This window comes from Yersinia alsatica, from assembly GCF_025133195.1.
Taxonomy (GTDB): domain Bacteria; phylum Pseudomonadota; class Gammaproteobacteria; order Enterobacterales; family Enterobacteriaceae; genus Yersinia; species Yersinia alsatica.
This window is the reverse complement of sequence record NZ_CP104006.1, coordinates 2,213,949-2,237,947: the sequence shown is the minus strand read 5'-3', so window position 1 is coordinate 2,237,947 and position 23,999 is coordinate 2,213,949. Positions and strand designations below refer to the sequence as shown.

The window sequence follows — 23,999 nt, the reverse complement described above, 5'->3', positions numbered from 1 at the left end:
TCCGATCAGCGTAATATACCCAGATAATTTTACGATTTGCACGCGGCGGGTCACATAGTTAGAATCGCCCCACCCCTTGAGATACGAGTCTTTAAACGTGAGTAATCCCCCAATCCAAACGGCAACCTTGAGCTGGAATGAACAGGGTACACCTGTATCGGAACAGTTTGATGACGTCTATTTTTCCAATGAAGATGGGCTGGAAGAGACTCACTACGTTTTTCTTAAGGGCAATGGCTTCCCCGAGCGCTTTGTTCAACATCCGCGCGAAAACTGCATTTTTGCCGAAACCGGCTTCGGTACCGGATTGAATTTCCTGACATTATGGCGTGACTTCGCCCATTTCAGACAACAGAATCCAGCAGCAAAACTTCAGCGATTACATTATATTAGCTTTGAAAAATACCCACTTCAGGTCGCCGATTTAGCCGCTGCCCATGACCGCTGGCCGGAATTGGCCGTTTTTGCTGAGCAGTTACGGGCGCAGTGGTCATTACCGCTTGCGGGATGCCATCGTATTTTGCTGGCCGAGGGCGCCATCACTCTGGATTTGTGGTTTGGCGATGTCAACACTCTGCTGCCACAGTTGGATGCCAGTTTGAACCATCAAGTCGATGCCTGGTTCCTTGATGGTTTTGCTCCGGCTAAAAACCCGGATATGTGGAATGACACGCTGTTCAATGCCATGGCGCGCATGGCAAGAACCGGGGGAACATTTGCCACCTTTACTGCCGCCGGATTTGTGCGTCGTGGATTGCAGCAAGCTGGATTTGAAGTGGCGAAAGTCAAAGGTTTCGGGCAAAAACGTGAAATGCTGACCGGTATTTTACCGCAAAGTCTCGCAACCCAATCTGCGCCTTGGTATCACCGGCCGGCTGCAGCCCATTGCAATGACATTGCGATTATTGGTGGTGGAATAGTCAGTGCGTTAACCGCTTTGGCCCTGCTACGCCGTGGTGCCAAGGTGACACTTTATTGTGCTGATGCACAACCGGCACAAGGGGCTTCAGGTAACCGACAAGGGGCACTCTACCCGCTGCTGAATGGTAAAAAAGATGCACTAGAGACCTTTTTCACCAGTGCCTTTACCTTTGCTCGCCGGCAATATGATCAGTTAATTGAGCAAGGAATCCACTTTGACCATCAGTGGTGCGGCGTCAGCCAATTGGCGTTTGATGATAAAAGCCGCGGCAAGATTGATAAGATGCTGCAAATAGACTGGCCACCACAACTCGCCGAAGCCATGAGCCGTGAACAACTCAGTTCACTAGCAGGGTTGGATTGTGCTCACGACGGCATTCACTATCCGGCGGGTGGCTGGCTTTGTCCATCAGACCTCACCACCGCGCTCATCGCTCTGGCACAGCAAAATGGCATGACCTGCCATTATCAACACGAGCTGCGCCAGCTAGAGCACATTGACGGACGATGGCAGTTAGTTTTCCAGCAACCACTGCCCGCCCAACAGCATGCCACTGTCGTGCTTGCCACCGGCCACCGTTTGCCGGAGTGGGAGCAAACTCGCCATCTGCCGCTGTCTGCAGTGCGTGGGCAGGTTTCGCACATCCCCACCACGCCAGAACTCAGCCAGTTGCGTCAGGTGCTGTGTTATGACGGCTATCTGACCCCCGTCAACCCTGCCAATCAACATCATTGTATTGGTGCCAGCTATCAGCGCGGTGATGTCGCCACCGATTTTCGCGCCGAAGAACAGCAAGAGAATCGGGATCGTCTGCTGCGTTGCCTGCCAGAAGTGAGTTGGCCGCAGCAAGTTGATATCAGTGATAATCAGGCGCGTTGTGGGGTGCGATGTGCTATCCGCGACCATTTACCGATGGTGGGTGCGGTGCCAAACTATGCCGCTACGTTAGAGCAATATCAGGATTTGCCGCGTAAAATTCAGCAAGGCGAAGAAATAGCACTCGCCCCAGTGTGGCCGGAGTTGTTTATGGCGGGGGCACTAGGCTCACGCGGGTTATGCAGCGCACCACTGGTGGCTGAAATTCTGGCGGCACAAATGTTTAGCGAACCGTTGCCATTGGATGCAACAACACTGGCAGCACTCAATCCTAACCGCTTTTGGGTACGAAAATTACTGAAAGGTAAGCCGGTGCAACATCGTGCTCCGGCAGCTTCTGAGGCAAATATCAGTCAGTGATTCGAGTAAGTGAACGCCGCTAACAACTCTGTGATTTCAAGGACAAAATAAATGCCCAAAGTCATTGGAGTTGCAGGTAGGCAGCAAGCGAACGCATCCCGATGAGCTTACACTAGTAAGTGATTCGGGTAAGTGAACACCGCTAACAACCCTGTGGTTTCAAGGACCAAAGAAATGCCCAAAGTCATTGGAGTTGCAGGTAGGCAGCAAGCGAACGCATCCCGATGAGCTTACATTAGTAAGTGATTCGGGTAAGTGAACGCCGCTAACAACCCTGTGATTTCAAGGACCAAAGAAATGCCCAAAGTCATTGGAGCTGCAGGTAGGCAGCAAGCGAACGCATCCCGATGAGCTTACATCAGTAAGTGATTCGAGTAAGTGAACGCCGCTAACAACTCTGTGGTTTCAAGGACAAAATAAATGCCCAAAGTCATTGGAGTTGCAGGTAGGCAGCAGGCGAACGCATCCCGATGAGCTTACATTAGTAAGTGATTCGGGTAAGTGAGCGCCGCTAACAACCCTGCGGCTTCAAGGACGAAGGGGATTTTGGGCTTGTTCGAGCAAGCGATCCCACAACCCCAAAACTAACACCTGATCTGGCGGCGACAATTCACCCGCCTTGATGGCCTTGTCTAAACTATGCTGGACACGCGCATGTAGCTGCTCGGCGGACGTTTCACCGTGCTCTTCGGATTCCGCCACTGCTAGCGTCAAATGGCCGCGTAGATAGCCACCCGCAAAGAGATCATCATCACTGGCGTGCTCTACCATGTCGTCAATTTGCGCTAAAATATGCGTTTCGAAATCTGCGATCATTACTTTTCCTCAATAACCCGTTATCTTTCAAACCACAGCGTATTGGCTGCTTTCGCTCATCCGAATCACTGACATATGTAAGCTCATCGGGATAAACTCTTTCGCCGCCTGTCTGTGGTCTGAAATTTATCGGGTATATATTCTATGTTCTGCATCCGAAGCCATTGCTCTCGAAGGATAGCAACCCTGCGGCTTCAAGTTCCAAGGATGGGGTTAAACTCAATCTTCCGGGTAAGGGAAAAGTTCGGCTGCCAGCGGCGGCGTATTGTAGAACGATTGTAGCGCCTGAATAAAGCCCGCAGGTCGTGGGGATATTCCGTTTTCCAGATGCCACAGCACCTGTTCACGTACTTTACGCTGGAAGGTTATCCGGTCTGGTTCACAATCGCCTTCCAAATTGTCGCAACTGACATTGAAAGGAAAACCGGCCGCAACACAAAACATCCACTCCAGTGCCTGGGGTTTTATCTCGACAACTTCAAACTGGCTCTGAGTTAATGCATCGCGCCCATCAGGGCAATACCAATAACCAAAATCCACCAGCTTGCGCCGCTCTTCACCAGCGATACACCAATGAGAAATTTCATGCATGCCGCTGGCATAATAGCCATGAGCAAAAATGACCCGATGATAAGCAAACTGGTCGTCGGCGGGCAGATAGATAGGTTCGTCGTCACCTTTTACCAATCGCGTATTATATTCATCACTGAAACAAGTATTAAAAATGTCGATTAACTGCTGGTAGTCATGAGTCATGCTGGGGTCCGTAAGAGCGGTATCGGCAAGGAGGCAACTTCACTATTGCCCCAGATACCTTAAGTTATGCGAAAACGTGTAATCCTAGCCAGGAGGAGATCTCGACACCGTGGCTGTCGTACAGTAGCTTGCAGCTCATTACGAATGACACCACGACAATCATTGGGCGAATTAACTTCTGGCCTTTGGTCAATACCATATGCGCGCCCAACCGAGCGCCTAAAACTTGCCCCACCAGCATCACCAGCCCAATGCCCCACACCACTTTGCCGCCAACGATAAAGAAAATCAGGCTGCCTAAATTAGAGGTGAAATTGAGCACTTTGGCATGAGCAGTGGATTTAGCCAGATTGAAGCCGCATAGCGTCACAAAAGCCAATGCATAGAATGAACCGGCACCTGGGCCAAAGAAACCATCGTAAAAACCGACACCACCGCCAGCAATCAAGGCAAAGGGTAAAGCCGACAAACGCCGCTGCTGATCAACTTCGCCGAGCTTGGGAGTGACCAGAAAATAGACGCCGATCCCAATCACCAGCAGCGGCAGTATCTGCCGTAACAGGTCCGCGCGCATATGCTGGACCAAAATAGCCCCCAACATCGACCCCACCACAGTTAGCGCAATGGTTAGCCGTTGCTCCTTTAGATTCACCGCGCCGCGCCGAATAAAATAGAGGCTGGCGGAGAATGATCCGCCAACGGATTGCAATTTATTGGTGGCTAACACCTGTGCGGGAGGGAGCCCTACAGCCAATAGCGCCGGAACAGTCAGTAACCCGCCGCCGCCAGCAATAGAATCAATAAAACCGGCCAGCAGAGCAACTAAAAACAGTATCCCCAAAACCGCAGGACCAAGGGCAAACCAATCCATGATTTATTCCGCAGCGAAATGATTGTCCAGCAAAGCCTGACAGGAAGGTGGCAATGGTGGCGGTAAGGTTTTGCCCGGCTTAGCACTTGGCTGATGAGGCTGGAACCAACTTTCTAACTCTGCACCACAACCATCACCGGGTGGCGGTGTATCTTGATCCAAACATTCCAGACTATCTGCTGGGCAACGTAAACGCACATGCATATGGGCACGATGACCAAACCATGGGCGCACTTTATGCAGCCAATTGCGATCTGCGCCAGCATCCAGACAAAGCTGCTTTTTAATCGCTGGATTGACAAAGATGCGTGTCACTTCATTATCATTTGCCGCCAGTTTTATCAAACTTTCAACTTGCGGTTGCCACAATGCAGGAACCACTCGTTTACCGTCGGCTGCAACCAAATCAATCGGTTGCGGTTTTAGCAATTGTTGCTGACTCCAGCGCTGTGATGGCAGTTGCAGCCAAATATCCACATCCAGCCCCGACTGATGGCTGGCATGACCGCTACTAAAGCGCCCGCCAGCAGGCATTGCCATATCGCCAATCAGCACCGTTCCTAACTTATTTTGCTGGGCTTTAGCACTGAGACGATGAATAAAATTCAATAAATCAGGATGACCAAAATAGCGGCGCTGATCCGCTCGCATTACCTGATAGTCGGCTGACTCAAGCGGTAAAGGCATGGCACCAATCACACAACCATTGGCGAAACCACCAATGGCCTGCGGAGCACCCGTCACCGGGTGGGTAATTTGCTGCCAAGGGGTCGCTGCCATGGCCGGGCCAACAGCAATCAGTGCCGCCAAGGTCATGACCCCTGCAATCCATTTGTTCATTGTGTCTACCAACGCGGAACGTCAGAAACCACATCACCACACTGGGCGCGTTGGCGCAGCAAGTGATCCATTAATACAATCGCCATCATGGCTTCAGCAATCGGGACGGCACGAATACCAACGCAAGGATCATGACGGCCACGGGTAATCATCTCAACCGCTTCACCCTGCCGGTTAATAGTTTGCCCCGGCACTGTAATACTGGAAGTAGGTTTTAGCGCAATATGCGCCACAATCGGCTGCCCGCTGCTGATCCCACCCAAGATGCCACCGGCATGATTGCTTTGGAAACCTTGCGGGGTAATTTCATCGCGATTTTCGCTGCCCCGTTTGGTTATCACCGCAAAACCATCACCGATTTCCACCCCTTTCACCGCGTTGATACTCATCAGCGCATGGGCTAAATCAGCATCTAAACGGTCAAATACCGGCTCACCTAACCCCACTGGCACATGCTCAGCCACCACGGTGATTTTGGCACCAATCGAGTCACCGGCCTTTTTCAGCTCACGCATCAAGGCATCCAGTGATTCTAATTTACTGGCATCTGGGCAGAAGAATGGGTTTTGCTCAACCAAATCCCAGTCGATTAACTCACAGCTGATATCACCGATTTGTGCCAGATAGCCACGCACCTGCACGCCAAATTTCTGAGCCAGATATTTTTTAGCAATGGCACCAGCAGCAACCCGCATTGCGGTTTCACGGGCAGAAGAGCGGCCACCACCACGGTAATCACGCACACCATACTTCTGTTCGTAGGTGTAATCAGCATGCCCTGGGCGAAACACATCTTTTATGGCGCTGTAATCTTGTGAACGCTGGTCGGTATTTTCAATCATCAACCCAATACTGGTACCGGTGGTCACGCCTTCAAACACACCAGATAGAATCCGCACCTGATCCGGCTCACGACGTTGAGTGGTATAGCGCGAGGTGCCGGGGCGACGTCTGTCGAGATCCAATTGAATATCGGCTTCAGTGATAGGGATGCCCGGTGGGACGCCATCGATAATACACCCCAAGGCAATGCCGTGAGATTCACCAAAAGTGGTGACGCGGAAAAACTGCCCAATACTGTTCCCAGCCATCACGGTTCCTCTAAGTCATTAAGTTCGCTGCCAGCATAATATTAACCGGTTGGCAGTTTTAAAAGTGATGATTAATCACGATACATGCTGAAATGTGATGAGCAGTCAATAAGTTGCTGTTTAGTCAGCATAAAGACGCCATCACCACCATTGTCAAACTCCAGCCAAGTGAAGGGTACGTCGGGATACTCATCCATCAAATGCACCATGCTGTTGCCCACTTCGCAAATCAGCACGCCGTCATCCTGTAAGAAATCAGGTGCACAAGCCAGAATTCGGCGCGCCAGCTTCAGGCCATCACTGCCCGCAGCCAGCCCCAGCTCAGGTTCAAAGCGGAACTCTTGCGGCAAGTCAGCCATGTCTTCGGCATCAACATATGGCGGGTTAGTGACAATCAGGTCATATTTGATTGGCGGTAAATCACGGAACAGATCAGAACGAATTGGCGTGACCTGATGCTCCATCCCGTGCTGTTGGATATTATGCTCAGTCACTGCCAGCACATCGTTAGAGATATCAACGGCATCCACTTCGGCTTCTGGGAAGGCATAGGCGCAAGCAATCGCAATACAGCCACTGCCGGTACACATGTCCAAAATATGCTTAGGTTGATAACGAATAACGCCATCAAAGCGGTTGTTGATCAACTCACCAATCGGTGAACGTGGCACCAGCACGCGCTCATCGACATAATATTCCATGCCGCAGAACCAAGCTTTATTGGTCAGATAAGCCACTGGAATACGTTCATTAACACGGCGAATAACCCGCTCAACAATGCGGTGACGCTCACTGGAAGTCAGCCGCGCATTGCGCATATCTTCTGGAATATCAATCGGCAAGAATAGGCTTGGGAAAACCAACTGCACCGCTTCGTCCCACGGATTATCAGTACCGTGACCATAAAAAATATTGGCCGCATTAAAACGGCTGACTGCCCAGCGCAGCATATCCTGAATGGTGTGCAGCTCATTTACTGCTTCATCGACGAAAATCTTGTCCAAAATATTCTCCAGCGGGTACGTAAAATCATTATCTATCTGCCTAGTTTGCCATGAAGCCCGCCACAAATCAGCAGCAATACATCAGTTGCATGATAACCAAATAATGAAAGACACATTTAAGACAGATTAAAGTGGTTAATCTCCGCGGGACATTAGGTAAACTGGGGAAAATGAATAAGCACGATGAATAGACAATGAAAAATAAATATCACCTGACAACTGATGAATTACAGCTGTTTAAAGAGTCGATCGCTGGGGCGAAAAAGCTGAAACAAGACACGATTGTTCACCATGCGCCGCCTAAGCTGGGTAAAAAAATTGCGCCAGAACGATTGCTGCAAGAACAGGTCGATGCCAGTTATTATTTTTCCGATGAATTCCAGCCGCAATTGGATACCGAAGGCCCGACGCGCTATGTGCGACCCGGCGTTGACCATTTTGAAGTTAAAAAGCTGCGTCGTGGCGACTACTCGCCCGATATGTTTTTGGATTTGCACGGATTAACGCAAAAACAAGCCAAGCAAGAATTGGGCGCGCTAATTGCGGCCTGCAAACGTGAGCATGTGCACTGTGCCTGCGTCATGCATGGTCACGGCAAACATGTGTTAAAACAACAAACCCCGCTATGGTTGGCGCAACATCCTGATGTGCTGGCATTCCATCAAGCCCCTAAAGAGTGGGGTGGCACGGCTGCATTACTCGTGTTAATTGAGCTAGCTGAATAAGTAAGATTTATTTTTTTGTATTTTAGGCTACAGCTTTATTTTGTTAGTGCCTCTTAGTCCTGCTTAGCGTTGCGCGATTATCTCTGTTCATTGATCTAGCTTGAATGTGGAATTACTCGTACTGCTAAACTGACTAAGGAGCTATCAATATGATGAAAAATACCCCTATATCAAGCCAAAATACTTATCTAGACGCGGTATCAAACACCCGCGGTGGTAATGATTACACTTATAATCTGGGGGATGGTAACAAAGAGCTCAAACTCCCCCGAGGGTCTCGCGATAATACCCTAATATTGGGTGCTGGCATTGCTCCAGAAATGCTGCATTTCGAAGTCATTAGAGGCGGTTTCATCCCTCAAACGAAAATCACCATTAAGGGCGCCAACCCTAGCAACAGCTTAATTATTAATGAAAATCTTAACTCGAAATTCTCAGGCTTTAATTCGCTGAAAAATATAGAAGTTGGTGGTGTAAGTCTGTCAATGCGGGATATCCATGCAGCTCTGTTCCAACAGCAGCAACCTGTATTCCCGAAGATCCCGACAGAGGCAACCAAAAGGGAAAATATAAAACAAGAGTCTCTGTACTCCTTAGAGATTACTCCCGTCACACCGGATGCAATAGTATCATTCGGTGCTGAAAATGAGCTACAACCAACTTCCTGCCATTGCAATCCTGCAATAACTGTCAGGCCGTTGGGTCATGGTATCATTGCGGCGGCATAGTCTTAATCAGACTTCGTAAGATTCTCAGTAATAACATTTGATAATGGCAGCTTGCTTCAATACGGGCAAATCAAAAAGGGCGCAATAACAATTGCGCCCTTATCGGTTCATATTTATATGTTATAAATCAACCGTGGCAAGCCTTCGCCAGAAGCTGTGTTGGACTCACCTGCCAGTCAAAAGTCCCCTTGCCTGTCTCGCCATTCAAATCAACACAGGCGATTGCCGAAGTTGCAAACATCGGCGGGCATTGCCCCGGACAAAGTTCAGCCACCAGATACCCAACCAGTGGCAAGTGCGAGATAACCAGCACCGCCGCACAATCTTCTTTTGCCAGCGCCTGCAAATAACAGCTGACAAAAGCGGCATCCCCACCGGGCGTTAATTCTGGCATCACTTCTTGTTGTGGCGGCAGTGTCAACACTTCGCGCACCACTTCCAATGTTTGCCCTGCACGTAAATAAGGGCTGACCAGAACCTGATCAACATCGACTGACTGGTCATTTAGCCAGCTTGCTATCTGACGTGATTCATCCTGACCACACAGAGTTAGAGGCCTTTGCGCATCACTTGCTGCATCAAGAGCCGCGTCACCGTGACGCATAATGAAAACTTGCATATTGCACCGTTTTTGTTAACAAAATAACGCTATACAGAAACGCTTTGCGTGCTGTACCGCCGAAACCTTTGCTCATTAGCAAAGAAACTTCATAACGATAACGCGCCGTCTCTCTATGGCGGCCGGGCATTTTGCCTGAAACTTAAGGTAAAGAAAATGGCTGTTTTTTACACCGAGGTATCAACAGCCGCCCCTGATTGGTTACAAATTAACCATATCAATAGCTTAATCTAAATTCTATCACCTGCACAATAAGTGGCTATGAACTCATTCTGGCACGAATAGTCACTTAACGTGATTCTGATTTAAGGTAGCGCGGCTTGTTCCCGCTGTACAGCCACCTTATCCCTTAGAGTTGCAGGCGGTGATCCTGCTCACACTGTTAATTATAGAGTGTTGACCTGCACAAAAATGGGTGAAAAAACACGCTGAAAGCATTTTAGTGCCTCTAGCTGCTGGCACTATCCTTGCTCTGATCTTCGTTCACTTGGCTTTCCTGCGGGTAAAATTTCTGCTGTTGTTCCGCCATCGTAACCAGCCGTTGGCAAGGAGCAAAACGCTCACCGTATTTCTGTGCCAGCAAATTAAGTGTTTTCACCACTTTTTCAGCCCCCAAGCTATCCATATAGCGGAATGGTCCACCAAGGAATGGCGGAAAACCTATGCCGAACACCGCGCCAATGTCACCATCTCGTGGTTGACGAATAATAGATTCATCGAGGCAGCGAGCGGCTTCATTCAACATCATCATCGTGCAGCGCTGTGCGATTACCGCTGATTGAAGGTGGGCCTTGGGTGTGACGCCAAGCAAGGTATAAACACTGGTATCAACTTGCTTACCCGAGTCTCTTTTCCACTTAAAACCGGTACTTTTAGCCGGATACAAATAGAAACCACGGCCATTTTTACGCCCTTTACGCCCATCCTTCAAGATGACATCAAATGAAGCGGGTGCCGCGAAACGTGGCCCTAACTGCTCCACCAGAATTGGCATTATCTTGGTACCGACGTCAATTCCTACTTCGTCCAGCAAGGTAATCGGGCCAACTGGGAAGCCGAAATCTACTAAAGCTTTATCGATAGAATCAATAGGTTCACCATCCAGTAAGCAGCGCGCAGCTTCATTGATATAAGGTGCTAGAATGCGGTTTACATAGAACCCGGCACAATCCGCTACCACAATAGCTGTTTTCCCTTGTTTACGGGCTAAAGCAACTGTGGTGGCAATGGTTTCTTCACTGGTTTTGGCATGAGGGATAACTTCAACCAACGGCATTTTATCCACCGGGCTGAAATAGTGCAGGCCGATAACATTCTCTGGCCGTTGTGCCTGTGCCGCAATCTGACTTATTGGCAGCGATGATGTATTCGAGGCAAAAATAGTGTGCTCGGTAGCAAAGTTCTCAATATCGGCAACCATTTGTTGCTTCAGGGATAAATCTTCAAATACCGCTTCCACAACAATATCAACATTGCTGAAACCACAATAATCCGTGCTGCCGGAAATCAACATCATCTGCCGCTGCCGTTCAGCTGGACGCATGCGTTTACTGCGCACCCGCTTGCCTAAAACATCCCAGGTATATTTCAGTGCCTGATTAATGCCCTGTGGATTGATATCTTTGATACGCACAGGCAGGCCCGCACGGGTCGCGGTGACATTAGCAATGCCGCCGCCCATTAAGCCGCCGCCTAATACCCCGACACGATGAATAGCACGAGGTTGCGCGGCACCACCGGTCTCTTTTTTCAGTGAGGTGGTCGCAAAAAACAGACTGCGCAAAGCCGCCGACTGAGGAGACATCGCCAGCTCACCGAAAGCTCTGGCCTCGGCTTCATAACCGGCAGGGCCGCCGTGATCCAGCCCTTTGCGTACCACGTCAATAATGCGCTCAGCTGCGGGATAATGGCCTTTGGTCTTCGCCAGCGTTTTTTTGCGCACAATGCTAAACAACAGTGCCTTACCTAGCGGGCCGCTGAGTAAGCGCTCCTGCCATGGCAATGTCGGCCTATCAAGCCATCCTGCTTTTGCCCGTTGGAGAGCCACATCCAACAAGATATCCTGCGGTACGATATCGTCCACCAGCCCCATTTTAAGCGCCTGACGCGCACGAACCTGTCTGCCGGTCAATATCATATCCAGCGCCTTGCTCACCCCTACCAAACGCGGTAGGCGCTGTGTCCCGCCCGATCCTGGCAATAAGCCAAGCTGTACCTCCGGCAGACCCAGGACAGTTTTATCATCCAGAGAACAAATGCGGCTATGACAGGCCAGTGCCAATTCCAGACCGCCGCCCAGACATGCGCCATGAATAGCCGCCACCACTGGCACCGGAAATGCGGCAATTTGCGCCAAAATAGCCTGCCCTTTTTGCGCCAAAACGCGAGCATCCTGTGCAGTACAGCAAGCCGCTATCATGGTGATATCAGCACCGGCAATAAAAGAGTCTGGCTTGCCAGAAATAATCACCAGCCCCTGCAATTGGGCCAAAGCCTGTGCTTGTTGCAGTATCTCGGCAATTTGTTCTGCGAATTCAGCCTTTAGGGTATTCACCTTATCACCCACAACATCAATGGTGATAACGCCGATATTGTCGGGCCGAACACTGAGGGTAAATACCGAATGGGCTGGAGCAATCATATCCACGATCACTGTTTCGTCACTGCTCTTGATGACCTTCTCCTGATTCATTACTCCACCTCCAAAATCATTGCGGCACCCAAGCCTCCCGCCGCACATGCCGTGGTTAACCCTAGTCCACCACCACGGCGACGCAATTCATTAAGTGTTTGAGTAATCATACGCGCCCCGGTTGCAGCAAAGGGGTGCCCATAAGCAATAGAGCCACCTAATACGTTGAATTTACTCATGTCGACTTCACCAATTGCCTGGCTTCGGCCCAGTTTTTCACGTGCAAAACTGTCGCTGGCAAACATTTTCAGGTTAGCTAATGTTTGCGCGGCAAATGCTTCATGCATATCGATAAGAGTCAGGTCAGCTAAGGTAATTCCAGCGCGATCCAGCGCCAGTGGCGTGGCATAAGATGGGCCTAACAGCATATCTTGCCAGACATCAATGGCAGAAAATGCAAAACTGCGCAGATAGCCCAGAGGCGGTAAACCCAACTCTTTGGCCCTTGATTCACTCATCATCATGACTGCGGCGGCACCATCAGTCAGTGGTGTGCTGTTCGCCGCCGTAACGCTGCCATGTTTGCGATCAAACGCGGGGCGTAATTTGGCATATTGCGCCATTGTGGAGTCTTTACGAATATTGTTATCTTCGACGATAGTCTCACGATAAGGTGGAATATAGGCAGTCATTACCTCATCTTGCAATAACCCCTGCTGCCAGGCTTGCGCCGCCATTTGATGGGAACGCAGTGCTAAAGCATCTTGATCCTCACGGCTGATACCATAGGTTTTTGCCATCTGCTCCGCGGTATCGCCCATGCGCAGACCGGTTGAGTATTCGGCTACCGCGGGCGCAACAGGGAGTAAATCGCGCAATTTCAACCGACTGAATAACTTCAATCGCTGGGATAACGTGCGAGCTTTGTTCACGTCAACCAAGGTTCGCGCCAGTGCTTTACTGACGCCAATGGGCAAGACGGAAGAAGAGTCAGCGCCGCCGGCGATCACCACAGTCACCGAACCGGCAATAATACTTTCCGCGACATTGGCTACGGCCTGAAAGCTGGTCGCACATGCGCGGGAGACACTGTAAGCATCGGTATGCACACTCATGCCGGTTCCCAGCACGATTTCGCGGGCTATATTGGGTGCTTCAGGCATTTGTACCACCTGACCAAACACCAGTTGGTCAATTAATTCAGGAGCAACACCACTTCTGGCCAATAACTCACTGACCACAATTTTGCCCAAATCGACAGCGGGCACGCCATGATAAGCAGTTGCCTGCTTGGCAAAAGGGGTCCGCAGGCCGCTTACGATTGCAATGCGATCGCCCTGACGCGTCACTAGCGGTAATGGCTTACTCATAAACGCTCCTGATAAATAAAATGGCTTCTATTAAAGCATAACAAATAACAGGTCAGACCTGATCTAATGATTGTTAACCAAACATTTACATTTGGTAAACCTATAGAGCAGGAAAGTGAGAGCAGGAGCAACTTTTAAGAATAAAAAAAATGGGCGGCAGAGTTGAAGAGTGAAGAACCGGTGTGGGGATGATTAATCTAAGGTAATAAATTTACAGAGGAAATAGTACCAAAAGAAACGCGAAGCAAAAAGCTCCGCGTTTGATAGTGATTTAGCTTACCTGAGTAACTCAACAGCAAGGCGCAAATTAACGCAGACCTAACTGGAAAATCATGGTCTCTGCCTGGCAAGCAAAGGTGAAATCGATAGTCAGGCGTACACCGCCTTCAGTTTCTTCCAGCTTATGTTCGATAAGGCAAGGTTCGGACTCAACAGCGCGCGCTTTTTCAGTCAGCATTTTCAGCATGGCTTCAGCTTCAGCACGATTTTCGAATACGCAACTGTAGGATGCGGTGCAGTCAGTATTGTCCATGACGGTGCCAACATCTACACAACAGCAAGCCGCAGTTTCTTCAGCACTACAGCGATTAATTGCATCTGACATCTTCAATTCTCCTCAACGGATATTTCAAAATAGGTGCAAATTGCCTATCTGGTAGCGCAAACAGCACAAAAATAAGACATAAAACAAAAATAATTTCTCTACCCCTTATTTTACTCTCGTCGGTCACTTGGAACTAGAACTTACTGTTTAAAGGCCTATTAAGTGATGGAAATCACAGTCAAATTGATTGTTCGCTCATCAATATTGTATCAATTGCTATTAAATTGTGAGTTTTTTGTTAACTACGTCTATTTTTTGCAATCAAAACTGAACAATTTCTAAAACATGCTTGCAACACTGATACAGGTCGGACCTATACTTCAGCCACTGGTCTGCTTTGTCTGACCGATAACGGACCCTACAATCCCGCATTCTCTTGTTACGGTATGTAACATTAATTAAAACAATGAGGTTTTGGTCATGAACCAGAAAAACCTGTTTACCCGATCAGCTCTGGCAGCTGCAGTAGCATTAATTTCATCAAACGTTTCTGCGGCCGGTTTTCAGCTGAATGAATATTCAGCAGCTGCATTGGGCCGCTCTTTCTCTGGTGAAGGCGCTGTTGCTGACAATGCTTCTGTTGGTAGCCGCAACCCCGCCGCAATGACTATGTTCGACCGCCCGTCTTTCTCTGGTGGCTTCGTCTATGTCGATCCAAACGTTGATATCAGTGGAACATCTCCCGTTAGCGGGAGAAGTACTAGTGCCAAGAACATCGCGCCATCAGAGTGGATTCCCAATATCCACTTTATTATGCCGCTGAATGAGCAATGGGCAATTGGTGCTTCTGGTACCTCAAACTACGGTTTGGCGACCGAGTTTAATGACGACTATATTGCGGGTTCTTTGGGTGGTGAGACTGATCTGAAAACCGCTAACCTGAATCTGAGCACTGCTTATCGTCTGAATGAAAACTTCAGCTTCGGTCTGGGCTTTAATGCTGTTTATGCTGATGCGAAAATTATACGACATATCGGTGAAGCCGGTCGTGGGGTTATACCAAACAGCACCGAAGTCACCCGTATGGAAGGGACCAAGTGGGGCTATGGTTGGAATGCCGGTGTCCTGTATGAAGTGGATAAAGAAAACCGTTACAGCTTCACTTACCGTTCAAAAGTAAAAATCGACTTTGATGGTGACTTCAGCAGCCAACTGCCACCACCAAGCGGTACCGGTGGCACAGTTATTCCAGGTGCGTTGACCCTGAATCTGCCAGAAGTATGGGAAGTGTCCGGCTACAACCGCGTGGCACCACAGTGGGCGATTCACTACAGCATGGCCTACACCAGTTGGAGTCAGTTTAAAGAGCTGAAAGCCACCGGAACCAACGGCCAAACACTGTTCGAGAAGCAAGAAGGCTTCAAAGACGCTTACCGTATCGCGTTGGGTACCACCTATTATTATGATGATAACTGGACATTCCGTACCGGTATCGCCTTCGATGATAGCCCGGTTCCTGCGGATAACCGTACCATCTCAATCCCAGACCAAGACCGTTTCTGGATCAGTGCTGGTACCACTTACGCCTTCAACAAAGATGCCTCTGTTGACGTTGGTATTTCCTATATGCACGGCCAGAACGTTCATATTACTGAAAAAACCCCAGCAGCATTGGGTGGTACGACCTATGAGTTCGACTCTAAAGGGACTGCACTGCTGTACGGCGTGAACTTCAACTACGCGTTCTAATCACCAGTTTGGCAAGACTTTTGCCCACAAAAAAAGCGCCTTGCGGCGCTTTTTTTATATGGCTATCGGAGGTCAACTATCAGTTAGCTGAATCGATGCTTTCCAAATCGCCTTGTATGGCTTGAGCATTGGAATTCACTTCTGGTTTCAGCTGACCGCCGCTTGCCAGGAAGTCATTACGTTGGAAGTAAGCCTCGCGCACCATCAGATACGGGTCAGAAGAGTTACGTAACAAACCATCGGAATCCAACAGCTGTGCACGGGTTTCAACCCCTTCAAGCGCCCATTTACCTGCTGACATCCAGAAGGTCAGATAGCTCAACACTGGATAGACGTAATCAGCCGCATTACCCCCATCTTCACGAATCGTAAAGCTGCCATAAGCAGGTAGAACCACATATGGCCCGTAGCCCACATTATAGTGACCAAGTGTAGAACCAAAACGATGAGGAACTTGCTTCGCCAGTTTCGGGTTCGCCATGCTGGCCACATCAATTAACCCCCCCATCCCCAGAATCGTGTTCAGGAAGAAACGGTTAAAGTGCTTCATCGCATTGTACGGGTCACCCACCAAGAAGCTGTTAAGCATGCTGGCCGGCTCTTCAAGGTTACTTAAGAAGTTGCTCGTCCCATTACGTGCTGGCTGTGGCACGTAATCGCGCCAGACAACCGCAACCGGGCGCACAATATAAGGGTCAAGAACCTCATAGTTGAAATTGAACATTGCCCGGTTAAAACCTTCCAGTGGATCTGAGCGGCCCTGCTCCATGTGATCCGGTGAGCTACTGGCGCACCCTACTAACAGTACGGTTGCAAAAGTTAGCCCAATCAGGCGGTAGTTCATATTTTTCTCCATGAAATTCTTTCCAGTCCCTTATATTTAAGGGATCTGTTTGTTTATCTGAACATGAATAGTCTGAGGTTGCTCTTTCCCGCCAAAATCCTGCACATCGCTTTCACCAAACCAGTCACCCGGTTGCGAATTGGCGGTGCCATCCAGCGAGATACGTGCGCGCACCTTCACCTGCTGCAAAGATGAGAGCAACCGCTCGGGCATCATTGCATTACTGTCATCCAGCATCACGGATAGCGGGAATCGGCTCAACGGCAGTTGTTTTACCGCAACCGGTATCGGATTTGCCCCATCAGTTACCGATATAATCAGCATTCCCTGTTGCGGCAACTTCTGGGCGGCATCAGATGAGAGTGAAACCTCTATTCCCAGTGTAGCTGTTTCCTGCCCTGCCTGTGATTTAGCTTGTGCAATACTGCGTTTTATCACTTCTATCCGAGAATCACCAGCAGGCAGCAATTTTAGCATAACTTCCCACGCGCCAATGGCTTGTTTAAAATCGCCCTGCTCAAAAGCATTAAAAGCTAATAAACTCATCGCGCGCAAATTGCTGTGATCCTGACCCACCATCGTGCGCAGCATCCGAGCACCCAGCTGATTATCCTGTGGATCATTGGAACGTGTCAGCACTTCAGCATAGCCAAACCTGACATCGTCATTATCGGGTGCCAGCTGGTAAGCTTTAGCAAAAGCTTGGGTGGCCGTGGTGGCATTATTGAGTGCCATTCCGACTCGGCCCAACATCATCCAGTCATTAACGTTGCCGGGGTCTTGCTGTAAGGATGTGCGTAATCCCAACCCCAGACGCGCAACTTCCTCCATAGTCAGAGGCTCTGCCCGCTCATTGGCAACACGAGCGCGTAGTTCCGGCATTTGTGCCTCAACTTGATGCCACGCCTGTACTTGAGATAATCCGCCGGTTTTCAGATATAGCCCCACCGAGACCACAACCAGAATCACCACTCCGGGTAATAACACCCAACGGTTGATCGGGCTGGCATTTTCAGATGATTGCTGCGGGATATCTGTTAGCAGGTTCTGTTGCAGCTCCTGAATCAATTCAGGTCGCTGCTCGACCACGCCCTGCGCTTCATCTTCTGCCAATTCAGATAGACGATCTTGATAAATAGCCTTATTCAGCTCATCACGCGTCGTCGCCTGGAGGTTGGTCTTTTGTCGCATGGCCGGAATGACCAACAAGGCACCCGCAACCACCAGTAAAATAATCACTACTAGCCAAAAAGCCATTATGGTTGTTTCCTGTTAGTCTTTGCTTGTTGATTCAGCAGAGTTTTATCCTCTGAAGCCAATAGGCTTTGTAACCTTTGCTGCTCCTGAGCTGAAAGCGGGGCTTCTTTCTCTACCCGCCGCCGGGCGCGCAATATCACCACCGCTGCACCTATCAAGACAAACAATGCTGGTCCAACCCATAGAATTAACGTGGCAGGGGTGACCGGCGGCTCATAAGTGACGAAGTTGCCGTATCGGGCCACCATATAATCAATAATTTGCTGTTTGGATTTACCCTGCTGTTGCAGTTCATACACTTTGCCGCGCATATCAGCGGCAATAATGGCATTAGAATCCGCGATGCTATTATTTTGGCACTTAGGGCAACGTAGCTGCTCGGTCAATTCACGATATTGCTGTTCTTGCGCCACGGAGCTAAAAGTGTAGGTATCGATGGAGGCAAATGCACTCCAGCTTAATATCAGGCCGAGCGCCAAACTAAAGAGCCTCATGCGCCCCCCTGATACTTTTTATAGAGCGGCAGGATTTCTTGCTGCCACACCCGATCATTGAGATCACCGGCATGGCGGTAACGGATAATGCCCTGACCGTCGATCAAGAAGGTTTCCGGTGCGCCATACACGCCAAGATCCAGGCCCAGCATGCCATCGCCATCATACAAACTGAGGGCATAAGGGTTGCCTAGCGAGTTGAGCCACTGCACCGCTTTGCTACGATCGTCTTTGTAATTTAAGCCAACCACGCGGATGCCCTGTGCCGCCAACGTATTCAAATATTGGTGCTCAGCACGGCACGTGGGGCACCAAGTCGCCCAGACGTTAAGCAGCATCGGCTGACCATCATGCAATACCGCCTGATCAAAGGTTTTCCCCGGTTGTTCCAGCGATTCCAATTTAAAGGTTGGCACCGGTTTGCCAATCAGCGCCGACTCCAACATCGTGGGATCGTCACCATTGGCATTACGGGTTAATTGCACTAAAAAGGCGATAACCAGCAGTAAAAACAGCACCAACGGAATAAACATCAACTTATTAAATGAGGATTGAGGTTTCATTATTCAGCCTCCGATGCAGCGCCGCGTTTTAACTTCTTACTCATCCGATACCGCGGATCGAACATACAGAAGATGCCGCCAATGGCCATAAACACCCCGCCATACCAGATCCAGCGGACAAATGGCTTGTAATACAAACGCACAGCCCATGAACCGTCATCTAATTCTTCACCTAAGGCGGCATACAAATCACGGGTCAAACCGCCGTCAATAGCTGCTTCGGTCATCATCGAGCGGGCCACCGCGTAGTAGCGTTTTTCTGCATGTAAAGTGGCTTCTGGCTTACCATTGCGAGTGACATCAATAATGCCGACACCGCCGGTATAGTTTGGCCCTTTAATATCGTGAACATCGCGGAATATGAAGTGATAATCATGGATATCAATGCTATCACCGGCCTTCATGCGCACATCGCGCTCCACACTGTAATTCTGGCTAAAGGCGATGCCAATCACGGTCACGGCCACCCCAAGGTGCCCCAGCACCATGCCCCAATGGCTACGGGAAAGGTGCTGCAAACCTCGCCAGAAACCATGGCGATGGGTAGCACGCTCGTGCAACTCCATCAGAGTCAGGATAATCACCCAGATAGCCATCATCAGCCCCACCACCGTCATACCGGCAATGGTATCTTGCAGCAACCACGGCACCAATATTGACAATAGCAAGGTAACTACCAGCGCGACGCCCAAACGCTTCCACAATTTGCTCGGCTCATCACGACGCCAACGCACCAGCGGCCCAATCCCCATTAATAGCGCCATTGGAGCCATCAACCAGGTAAACATAGTATTAAAGAAGGGTTCGCCGATAGAGATACTGCCCAGCCCCAACTGTTTGTGTACCAGTGGCAGCAATGTCCCCAGTAGCACCACCAGCATGGCGGCAATCAACAACACATTGTTGCCGAGCAAGAAAGTCTCGCGCGAGAAAACCTCATGTTGAGTACGGCTGCGCACCTGCGCACCTTTGACGGCATACAGCAGCAAAGAGCCGCCGATAACAATCACCAGATAAGCCAGAATAAACATGCCGCGTGCCGGGTCAGAGGCAAAGGAGTGCACCGAAACCAGCACGCCAGAGCGCACCAGGAAGGTGCCCATCAAGCATAAAGAGAATGCAGTGATCGCCAGCAATACTGTCCAGGCCTTAAAAGTCCCGCGTTTTTCAGTCACCGCCAGTGAGTGAATCAACGCCGTACCTGCCAGCCAAGGCATAAAGGAAGCATTTTCGACTGGGTCCCAGAACCACCAGCCGCCCCAACCGAGTTCATAATAGGCCCATGCCGAACCAAGCACGATGCCCATAGTCAGGAACACCCATGCTGCTTGAGTCCACGGGCGTGACCAGCGCGCCCAGGCACTGTCGAGTCGCCCAGCCATTAAGGAAGCAATAGCAAAAGCAAATGCCACCGAGAACCCGACATATCCCATATAGAGCAGCGGTGGATGGAAAATCAGCCCCACATCCTGCAACAGTGGGTTCAAATCGTTGCCATCAATCGGGAAGTCCGGCAAGGTGCGGTTGAATGGATTTGAGGTCAGGATAATAAACAGCAGGAAGCCGCCAGTAATCATTCCCAGCACAGATAACACGCGAGCTACCGCATCATCCGGCATAGAACGACTAAACAATGCCACCGCCAATGACCAGCAACTGAGCAGTAATACCCACAACAGCAGTGACCCTTCGTGTGCCCCCCAGCTTGCGGCAATCCGGTAGTAAACCGGCAAATGTGAATTCGAGTTTGCCGCCACATAAGAGACAGTAAAATCATTTACCACAAACGCATATATAAGACATATAAATGACAGCGCGATAGTGGCAAACATTCCGTAGGTCAATGGTCTGCCGGTCGCCATCATCCGGGCATCCTGACGCGCGGCTCCCCACTGCGGGTACAGGCTCAGCAATAGCGAGATGGCCAGCGCCAGACACAATAAAAAACTGCCGATTTCAGGCATCATGAGGCATTGCCTCCGCCATTGGCACTACTGTAGGCCTCTGCCGGGCGGGTATGGTTTTCTTTCATTGCCTCTTTCACTTCCGGTGGTGTGTAATTCTCATCATGCTTTGCCAACACTTCTTTCGCGTTGATGGTATTGCCTGCGGCAAATACCCCTTGTGCGACTACGCCCTGCCCTTCGCGGAACAGGTCAGGCAGAATGCCGGTGTAGGTCACGGTGACAGCACCGCGTGCATCGTAAACTTTGAAGCTCATTTCCAGTGTTTTATCATCGCGTTTCACTGAACCCGGCATCACCATGCCGCCAATACGTAAACGCTGGCCGATTTCCGGCTTCTCATGGCGCTCACCTTTGCCCTGCAAAATTTCACCTGGGGTATAGAACAGATCAATATTTGAACGCAGTGCATACAACACCAGTGTGACGGTCAGACCGATACCGATCAGCACCACAATCGCCAGATAGAGTCGGCTTTTTCTACGTGGATTCACTGTTGTTTCTCCTGCGGACGGGCAACACTTTTGACGTAATCTGATTGGGAATGATTTGCCTGCTGAATGCGTTTTTCTCGAGCCTCACGACGCTGAATATCCGCAAGTAATTGCTTATGCTGCCACCTGGTATGGGCCCATAAGCCCAGCAGTGATAATAATGTCGCCGCAACCGCCAGCCAGACATAAAAGGCATAACCGCCCATGGCAAAAAATTCTGCCCAAGAGTTAAAGGCCGGATTCATACGCGTGGCTCCTTACGCAATAGAGCAGCAACCCACGGACGATGGCGCTCTTGCTGCAAAATCAGATTGCGCAGTCGCATTAATGTCAGTGTGGCGAAGAAGAACAGATAACCAAAAATCGCCCAACGAAGCGGGGAACGCATACTCGGATCAATGCTTTGCTGCATATTGGTCGAACCTTGATGCAAGGTATTCCACCAAACAACAGAGAAATGAATGATGGGGATGTTGACCACGCCGACCAGCACCAGAATGCCCGCTGCGCGCCCAGCCAACTTACGGTCTTCGAAGGCATTATACAGAGCGATAACCCCCAGATAGAGGAATAACAACACTAACTCAGAGGTCAAGCGTGCATCCCAAATCCACCAGGTTCCCCACATAGGCTTACCCCACGCCGAGCCGGTAACCAACGCGATAAAGGTAAACACTGCCCCCACCGGAGCCATGGCAGCCAAGACGTTATCGGACATTTTCATTTGCCAGACTAAACCGACAAATGCCGCGATAGCCATCGACATATAGATACCCATCGACCAGATCGCTGCCGGGACATGCAAATATATGATACGGAAACTGTCACCCTGTTGGTAATCTGATGGAGCGAAGCCAAAACCCCATACCCAGCCCACGCTCAAGCAGATAACTGCCGCCAAGCCCAGCCACGGAATAAATCGCCCACACAGCTGATAGAGCCGTTCGGGTTTAGCGAATTGATGAAACCATTTCCACATTTTTCATTGCTCACGTTGAAATTGGACCGGTATCACCCTATGGGTTACCTCGGTGCAGGGACGGCGCACAATCTGCTGTAATCTGCGTTGGCTACCGCGCTTAAGCTTATGAAAATCTTTACTCTTTTGACTGATATTTTTTACACGCACTTTTTAACGGATAGCCTATTGTGGCCTGCGATAATGAGCTAGTGCACACTCACTCTCAATGCCGCCGCGGTAGCAAAAGGTGCCAGTGTGGCACTCCCTGCCAACATCGCCCCCAGAATAGCCAGATAACCATCAATCGGCAGCGCCATCGACGCCGCATCAATAGCCGCAGTGGCAAATATCAACACCGGGATATACAGCGGCAGAACCAATAAACTCAGTAGCACCCCACCTTTGCGCAAACCCACAGTCAACGCGACACCAATAGCCCCGATAAAACTTAAGGTCGGCGTCCCCAGCAGCAGTGTCAGCGCCATCGCCATCGCCGTATTACTGTCGAGAGACAGCAACAATGCCACCAATGGCGATAAGATCAGTAAAGGCAACCCGGTAACAACCCAGTGAGCGCACACTTTGCCTAACACCGTGAGTGCTAGCGGGCTGGGTAATAACAGCAACTGCTCCAGAGAGCCATCGTGGAAATCATCACGGAATAGCCGCTCCAGCGATAATAACGACGCGAGCAATGCGGCAACCCAGACGATACCTGGCGCAATACGCGCCAACAGTTGCGGTTCCGGGCCAATACCCAACGGAAACAAGGTGATAACAATCAGAAAAAACCAGAGTGGGTTAACGATTTCTGCGCCTTTTCTGAAGGCTATTTTTAATTCACGGCGCAACACGCTGATAAACATTAATTCTCCTGCGTGTTGGTTAAGCGGATTTTACGCACCTGCTGGCTGACGCCATCTAAATCCTGATGCGTGGTGAGCAACACCATGCCCCCCTTGGCGGCATGTTCCACAAATAGGGCCAACAATGTGCTGACGCCCTGCTTATCAATTGCGGTCAGAGGTTCATCCAGAATCCATAACGGTGCCCGACTTAGCCACAATCGGGCTAAAGCTACCCGCCGTTGCTGACCGGCAGATAACTGCGATACCGGCAAATCTTCATAGCCCACCAGCCCAACCAGCGACAAAGCCTGCCAAATGGCGGCGCTATCCACTGGCTGAAATACCGACTGGTAGAAGGCCAGATTTTCAAAAGGTGTCAGTACCGATTTGATCCCCGGCTGATGGCCTAAAAACAGTAAATCCTGATGATAACGGGCGCGATCACGGCGAATATTCTCACCCAGCCAGTTCACCTGCCCAACATCGGCATCAGCAAGCCCAGCTAAAATGCGCAGCAAACTGGTTTTACCCGCCCCGTTTTGCCCCTCAATCTGCACAATCTCCCCCGCAGCCACACAGAAACTGAGCTGTTGAAACAAGCTTCGTTCATCTCGGACGCAAGTTAGATTTATAGCTTCCAGCATGAGGGATTGCCTTCCATAGGAGGATTG

Annotated in this window: 24 protein-coding genes; 4 read left to right on the top strand and 20 right to left on the bottom strand. The window is 50.1% G+C overall.

Annotated features, from left to right (window positions below):
- The first annotated feature begins 97 nt into the window (after positions 1-97).
- Positions 98-2,158 carry a bifunctional tRNA (5-methylaminomethyl-2-thiouridine)(34)-methyltransferase MnmC2/FAD-dependent 5-carboxymethylaminomethyl-2-thiouridine(34) oxidoreductase MnmC1 gene (gene mnmC / locus N0H69_RS09950; RefSeq protein ID WP_050150955.1) on the top strand — a complete coding sequence of 687 codons (2,061 nt, stop codon included), beginning with the start codon at positions 98-100 and terminating at the stop codon, positions 2,156-2,158.
- Between the two features lie 528 nt (positions 2,159-2,686).
- On the opposite strand, the gene N0H69_RS09945 is transcribed toward mnmC, so the two are convergent.
- The 6 genes from N0H69_RS09945 to prmB all read right to left on the bottom strand — a co-directional run bounded on the left by N0H69_RS09945 (position 2,687) and on the right by prmB (position 7,536).
- Entirely contained in the window at positions 2,687-2,974 is a 288-nt protein-coding gene (locus N0H69_RS09945; RefSeq protein WP_050101560.1) for a YfcL family protein, read from the bottom strand.
- A gap of 219 nt (positions 2,975-3,193) precedes the next feature.
- Positions 3,194-3,730: an elongation factor P hydroxylase gene (locus tag N0H69_RS09940; RefSeq protein ID WP_050120808.1), complete on the bottom strand. Its 537-nt coding sequence runs from the start codon at positions 3,728-3,730 to the stop codon at positions 3,194-3,196.
- Positions 3,731-3,794: 64 nt separating this feature from the next.
- Positions 3,795-4,601: a sulfite exporter TauE/SafE family protein gene (locus tag N0H69_RS09935; RefSeq protein WP_050151396.1), complete on the bottom strand. Its 807-nt coding sequence runs from the start codon at positions 4,599-4,601 to the stop codon at positions 3,795-3,797.
- Positions 4,602-4,604: 3 nt separating this feature from the next.
- A complete protein-coding gene (mepA, locus tag N0H69_RS09930) occupies positions 4,605-5,441 on the bottom strand; it encodes a penicillin-insensitive murein endopeptidase (protein ID WP_050151971.1) in 837 nt (278 codons plus the stop codon).
- A 5-nt stretch (positions 5,442-5,446) separates the two neighbouring features.
- Positions 5,447-6,532, bottom strand: coding sequence for a chorismate synthase (gene aroC / locus N0H69_RS09925; RefSeq protein WP_050151970.1), 1,086 nt, complete (start codon positions 6,530-6,532; stop codon positions 5,447-5,449).
- A 71-nt stretch (positions 6,533-6,603) separates the two neighbouring features.
- The gene (gene prmB, locus N0H69_RS09920; RefSeq protein ID WP_050109484.1) at positions 6,604-7,536 is read right to left on the bottom strand and encodes a 50S ribosomal protein L3 N(5)-glutamine methyltransferase; all 933 of its coding nucleotides are present in this window, start codon (positions 7,534-7,536) and stop codon (positions 6,604-6,606) included.
- 194 nt (positions 7,537-7,730) lie between these two features.
- On the opposite strand from prmB, the gene smrB reads away from it, so the two are divergent.
- Positions 7,731-8,261: an endonuclease SmrB gene (gene smrB / locus N0H69_RS09915; protein ID WP_050151969.1), complete on the top strand. Its 531-nt coding sequence runs from the start codon at positions 7,731-7,733 to the stop codon at positions 8,259-8,261.
- A 149-nt stretch (positions 8,262-8,410) separates the two neighbouring features.
- Positions 8,411-8,989, top strand: coding sequence for a hypothetical protein (locus tag N0H69_RS09910; protein ID WP_050151968.1), 579 nt, complete (start codon positions 8,411-8,413; stop codon positions 8,987-8,989).
- Positions 8,990-9,116: 127 nt separating this feature from the next.
- Here the strand turns inward: N0H69_RS09910 and sixA are convergent, their stop codons facing one another.
- The 4 genes from sixA to N0H69_RS09890 all read right to left on the bottom strand — a co-directional run bounded on the left by sixA (position 9,117) and on the right by N0H69_RS09890 (position 14,214).
- Positions 9,117-9,608, bottom strand: a complete 492-nt coding sequence (gene sixA, locus N0H69_RS09905; RefSeq protein WP_050109481.1) for a phosphohistidine phosphatase SixA — start codon at positions 9,606-9,608, stop codon at positions 9,117-9,119.
- 448 nt (positions 9,609-10,056) lie between these two features.
- Positions 10,057-12,300 (bottom strand): fatty acid oxidation complex subunit alpha FadJ, encoded by a 2,244-nt coding sequence (fadJ, locus tag N0H69_RS09900; protein ID WP_050151967.1) that lies wholly within the window; start codon positions 12,298-12,300, stop codon positions 10,057-10,059.
- Positions 12,300-13,610, bottom strand: coding sequence for an acetyl-CoA C-acyltransferase FadI (gene fadI, locus N0H69_RS09895; protein ID WP_050151966.1), 1,311 nt, complete (start codon positions 13,608-13,610; stop codon positions 12,300-12,302). Before fadI ends, fadJ begins: the two co-directional genes overlap by 1 nt.
- Positions 13,611-13,917: 307 nt before the next feature.
- On the bottom strand, positions 13,918-14,214 hold the full coding sequence (locus N0H69_RS09890) for a YfcZ/YiiS family protein (RefSeq protein WP_004708926.1): 297 nt from the start codon (positions 14,212-14,214) through the stop codon (positions 13,918-13,920).
- Between the two features lie 420 nt (positions 14,215-14,634).
- Between N0H69_RS09890 and fadL the strand changes: the two genes are divergently transcribed.
- Entirely contained in the window at positions 14,635-15,903 is a 1,269-nt protein-coding gene (gene fadL / locus N0H69_RS09885) for a long-chain fatty acid transporter FadL (RefSeq protein WP_050109478.1), read from the top strand.
- Between the two features lie 79 nt (positions 15,904-15,982).
- Here the strand turns inward: fadL and mlaA are convergent, their stop codons facing one another.
- The 10 genes from mlaA to ccmA form a co-directional block, all read right to left on the bottom strand.
- Entirely contained in the window at positions 15,983-16,747 is a 765-nt protein-coding gene (mlaA, locus tag N0H69_RS09880; protein ID WP_072077651.1) for a phospholipid-binding lipoprotein MlaA, read from the bottom strand.
- 36 nt (positions 16,748-16,783) lie between these two features.
- Positions 16,784-18,004, bottom strand: coding sequence for a c-type cytochrome biogenesis protein CcmI (ccmI, locus tag N0H69_RS09875; RefSeq protein WP_050151964.1), 1,221 nt, complete (start codon positions 18,002-18,004; stop codon positions 16,784-16,786).
- Positions 18,004-18,498, bottom strand: coding sequence for a cytochrome c-type biogenesis protein (locus tag N0H69_RS09870; protein WP_050151963.1), 495 nt, complete (start codon positions 18,496-18,498; stop codon positions 18,004-18,006). The genes ccmI and N0H69_RS09870 overlap by 1 nt, the downstream gene beginning before the upstream one ends.
- Entirely contained in the window at positions 18,495-19,061 is a 567-nt protein-coding gene (locus N0H69_RS09865; protein ID WP_050109474.1) for a DsbE family thiol:disulfide interchange protein, read from the bottom strand. Before N0H69_RS09865 ends, N0H69_RS09870 begins: the two co-directional genes overlap by 4 nt.
- On the bottom strand, positions 19,061-21,028 hold the full coding sequence (locus N0H69_RS09860) for a heme lyase CcmF/NrfE family subunit (RefSeq protein ID WP_050120792.1): 1,968 nt from the start codon (positions 21,026-21,028) through the stop codon (positions 19,061-19,063). The genes N0H69_RS09865 and N0H69_RS09860 overlap by 1 nt, the downstream gene beginning before the upstream one ends.
- On the bottom strand, positions 21,025-21,519 hold the full coding sequence (ccmE, locus tag N0H69_RS09855) for a cytochrome c maturation protein CcmE (protein ID WP_050109472.1): 495 nt from the start codon (positions 21,517-21,519) through the stop codon (positions 21,025-21,027). Before ccmE ends, N0H69_RS09860 begins: the two co-directional genes overlap by 4 nt.
- Entirely contained in the window at positions 21,516-21,764 is a 249-nt protein-coding gene (gene ccmD, locus N0H69_RS09850; RefSeq protein ID WP_050151962.1) for a heme exporter protein CcmD, read from the bottom strand. Before ccmD ends, ccmE begins: the two co-directional genes overlap by 4 nt.
- Positions 21,761-22,498, bottom strand: a complete 738-nt coding sequence (locus N0H69_RS09845) for a heme ABC transporter permease (protein WP_050109470.1) — start codon at positions 22,496-22,498, stop codon at positions 21,761-21,763. The genes ccmD and N0H69_RS09845 overlap by 4 nt, the downstream gene beginning before the upstream one ends.
- Positions 22,499-22,686: 188 nt before the next feature.
- Entirely contained in the window at positions 22,687-23,346 is a 660-nt protein-coding gene (gene ccmB, locus N0H69_RS09840) for a heme exporter protein CcmB (protein WP_050109469.1), read from the bottom strand.
- Positions 23,346-23,972 carry a cytochrome c biogenesis heme-transporting ATPase CcmA gene (ccmA, locus tag N0H69_RS09835; protein ID WP_050109468.1) on the bottom strand — a complete coding sequence of 209 codons (627 nt, stop codon included), beginning with the start codon at positions 23,970-23,972 and terminating at the stop codon, positions 23,346-23,348. Before ccmA ends, ccmB begins: the two co-directional genes overlap by 1 nt.
- Positions 23,973-23,999: the final 27 nt, after the last annotated feature.

What these genes read in the sequence shown, in the direction of transcription:
- N0H69_RS09945 (WP_050101560.1), bottom strand. Translation starts at nt 2,974, where the DNA reads ATGATCGCAGATTTCGAAACGCATATTTTAGCGCAAATTGACGACATG.
- N0H69_RS09940 (WP_050120808.1), bottom strand. Translation starts at nt 3,730, where the DNA reads ATGACTCATGACTACCAGCAGTTAATCGACATTTTTAATACTTGTTTC.
- N0H69_RS09935 (WP_050151396.1), bottom strand. Translation starts at nt 4,601, where the DNA reads ATGGATTGGTTTGCCCTTGGTCCTGCGGTTTTGGGGATACTGTTTTTA.
- mepA (WP_050151971.1), bottom strand. Translation starts at nt 5,441, where the DNA reads ATGAACAAATGGATTGCAGGGGTCATGACCTTGGCGGCACTGATTGCT.
- aroC (WP_050151970.1), bottom strand. Translation starts at nt 6,532, where the DNA reads ATGGCTGGGAACAGTATTGGGCAGTTTTTCCGCGTCACCACTTTTGGT.
- smrB (WP_050151969.1), top strand. Translation starts at nt 7,731, where the DNA reads ATGAAAAATAAATATCACCTGACAACTGATGAATTACAGCTGTTTAAA.
- N0H69_RS09910 (WP_050151968.1), top strand. Translation starts at nt 8,411, where the DNA reads ATGATGAAAAATACCCCTATATCAAGCCAAAATACTTATCTAGACGCG.
- sixA (WP_050109481.1), bottom strand. Translation starts at nt 9,608, where the DNA reads ATGCAAGTTTTCATTATGCGTCACGGTGACGCGGCTCTTGATGCAGCA.
- fadJ (WP_050151967.1), bottom strand. Translation starts at nt 12,300, where the DNA reads ATGAATCAGGAGAAGGTCATCAAGAGCAGTGACGAAACAGTGATCGTG.
- fadI (WP_050151966.1), bottom strand. Translation starts at nt 13,610, where the DNA reads ATGAGTAAGCCATTACCGCTAGTGACGCGTCAGGGCGATCGCATTGCA.
- N0H69_RS09890 (WP_004708926.1), bottom strand. Translation starts at nt 14,214, where the DNA reads ATGTCAGATGCAATTAATCGCTGTAGTGCTGAAGAAACTGCGGCTTGC.
- fadL (WP_050109478.1), top strand. Translation starts at nt 14,635, where the DNA reads ATGAACCAGAAAAACCTGTTTACCCGATCAGCTCTGGCAGCTGCAGTA.
- mlaA (WP_072077651.1), bottom strand. Translation starts at nt 16,747, where the DNA reads ATGAACTACCGCCTGATTGGGCTAACTTTTGCAACCGTACTGTTAGTA.
- ccmI (WP_050151964.1), bottom strand. Translation starts at nt 18,004, where the DNA reads ATGGCTTTTTGGCTAGTAGTGATTATTTTACTGGTGGTTGCGGGTGCC.
- N0H69_RS09870 (WP_050151963.1), bottom strand. Translation starts at nt 18,498, where the DNA reads ATGAGGCTCTTTAGTTTGGCGCTCGGCCTGATATTAAGCTGGAGTGCA.
- N0H69_RS09865 (WP_050109474.1), bottom strand. Translation starts at nt 19,061, where the DNA reads ATGAAACCTCAATCCTCATTTAATAAGTTGATGTTTATTCCGTTGGTG.
- N0H69_RS09860 (WP_050120792.1), bottom strand. Translation starts at nt 21,028, where the DNA reads ATGATGCCTGAAATCGGCAGTTTTTTATTGTGTCTGGCGCTGGCCATC.
- ccmD (WP_050151962.1), bottom strand. Translation starts at nt 21,764, where the DNA reads ATGAATCCGGCCTTTAACTCTTGGGCAGAATTTTTTGCCATGGGCGGT.
- N0H69_RS09845 (WP_050109470.1), bottom strand. Translation starts at nt 22,498, where the DNA reads ATGTGGAAATGGTTTCATCAATTCGCTAAACCCGAACGGCTCTATCAG.
- ccmB (WP_050109469.1), bottom strand. Translation starts at nt 23,346, where the DNA reads ATGTTTATCAGCGTGTTGCGCCGTGAATTAAAAATAGCCTTCAGAAAA.
- ccmA (WP_050109468.1), bottom strand. Translation starts at nt 23,972, where the DNA reads ATGCTGGAAGCTATAAATCTAACTTGCGTCCGAGATGAACGAAGCTTG.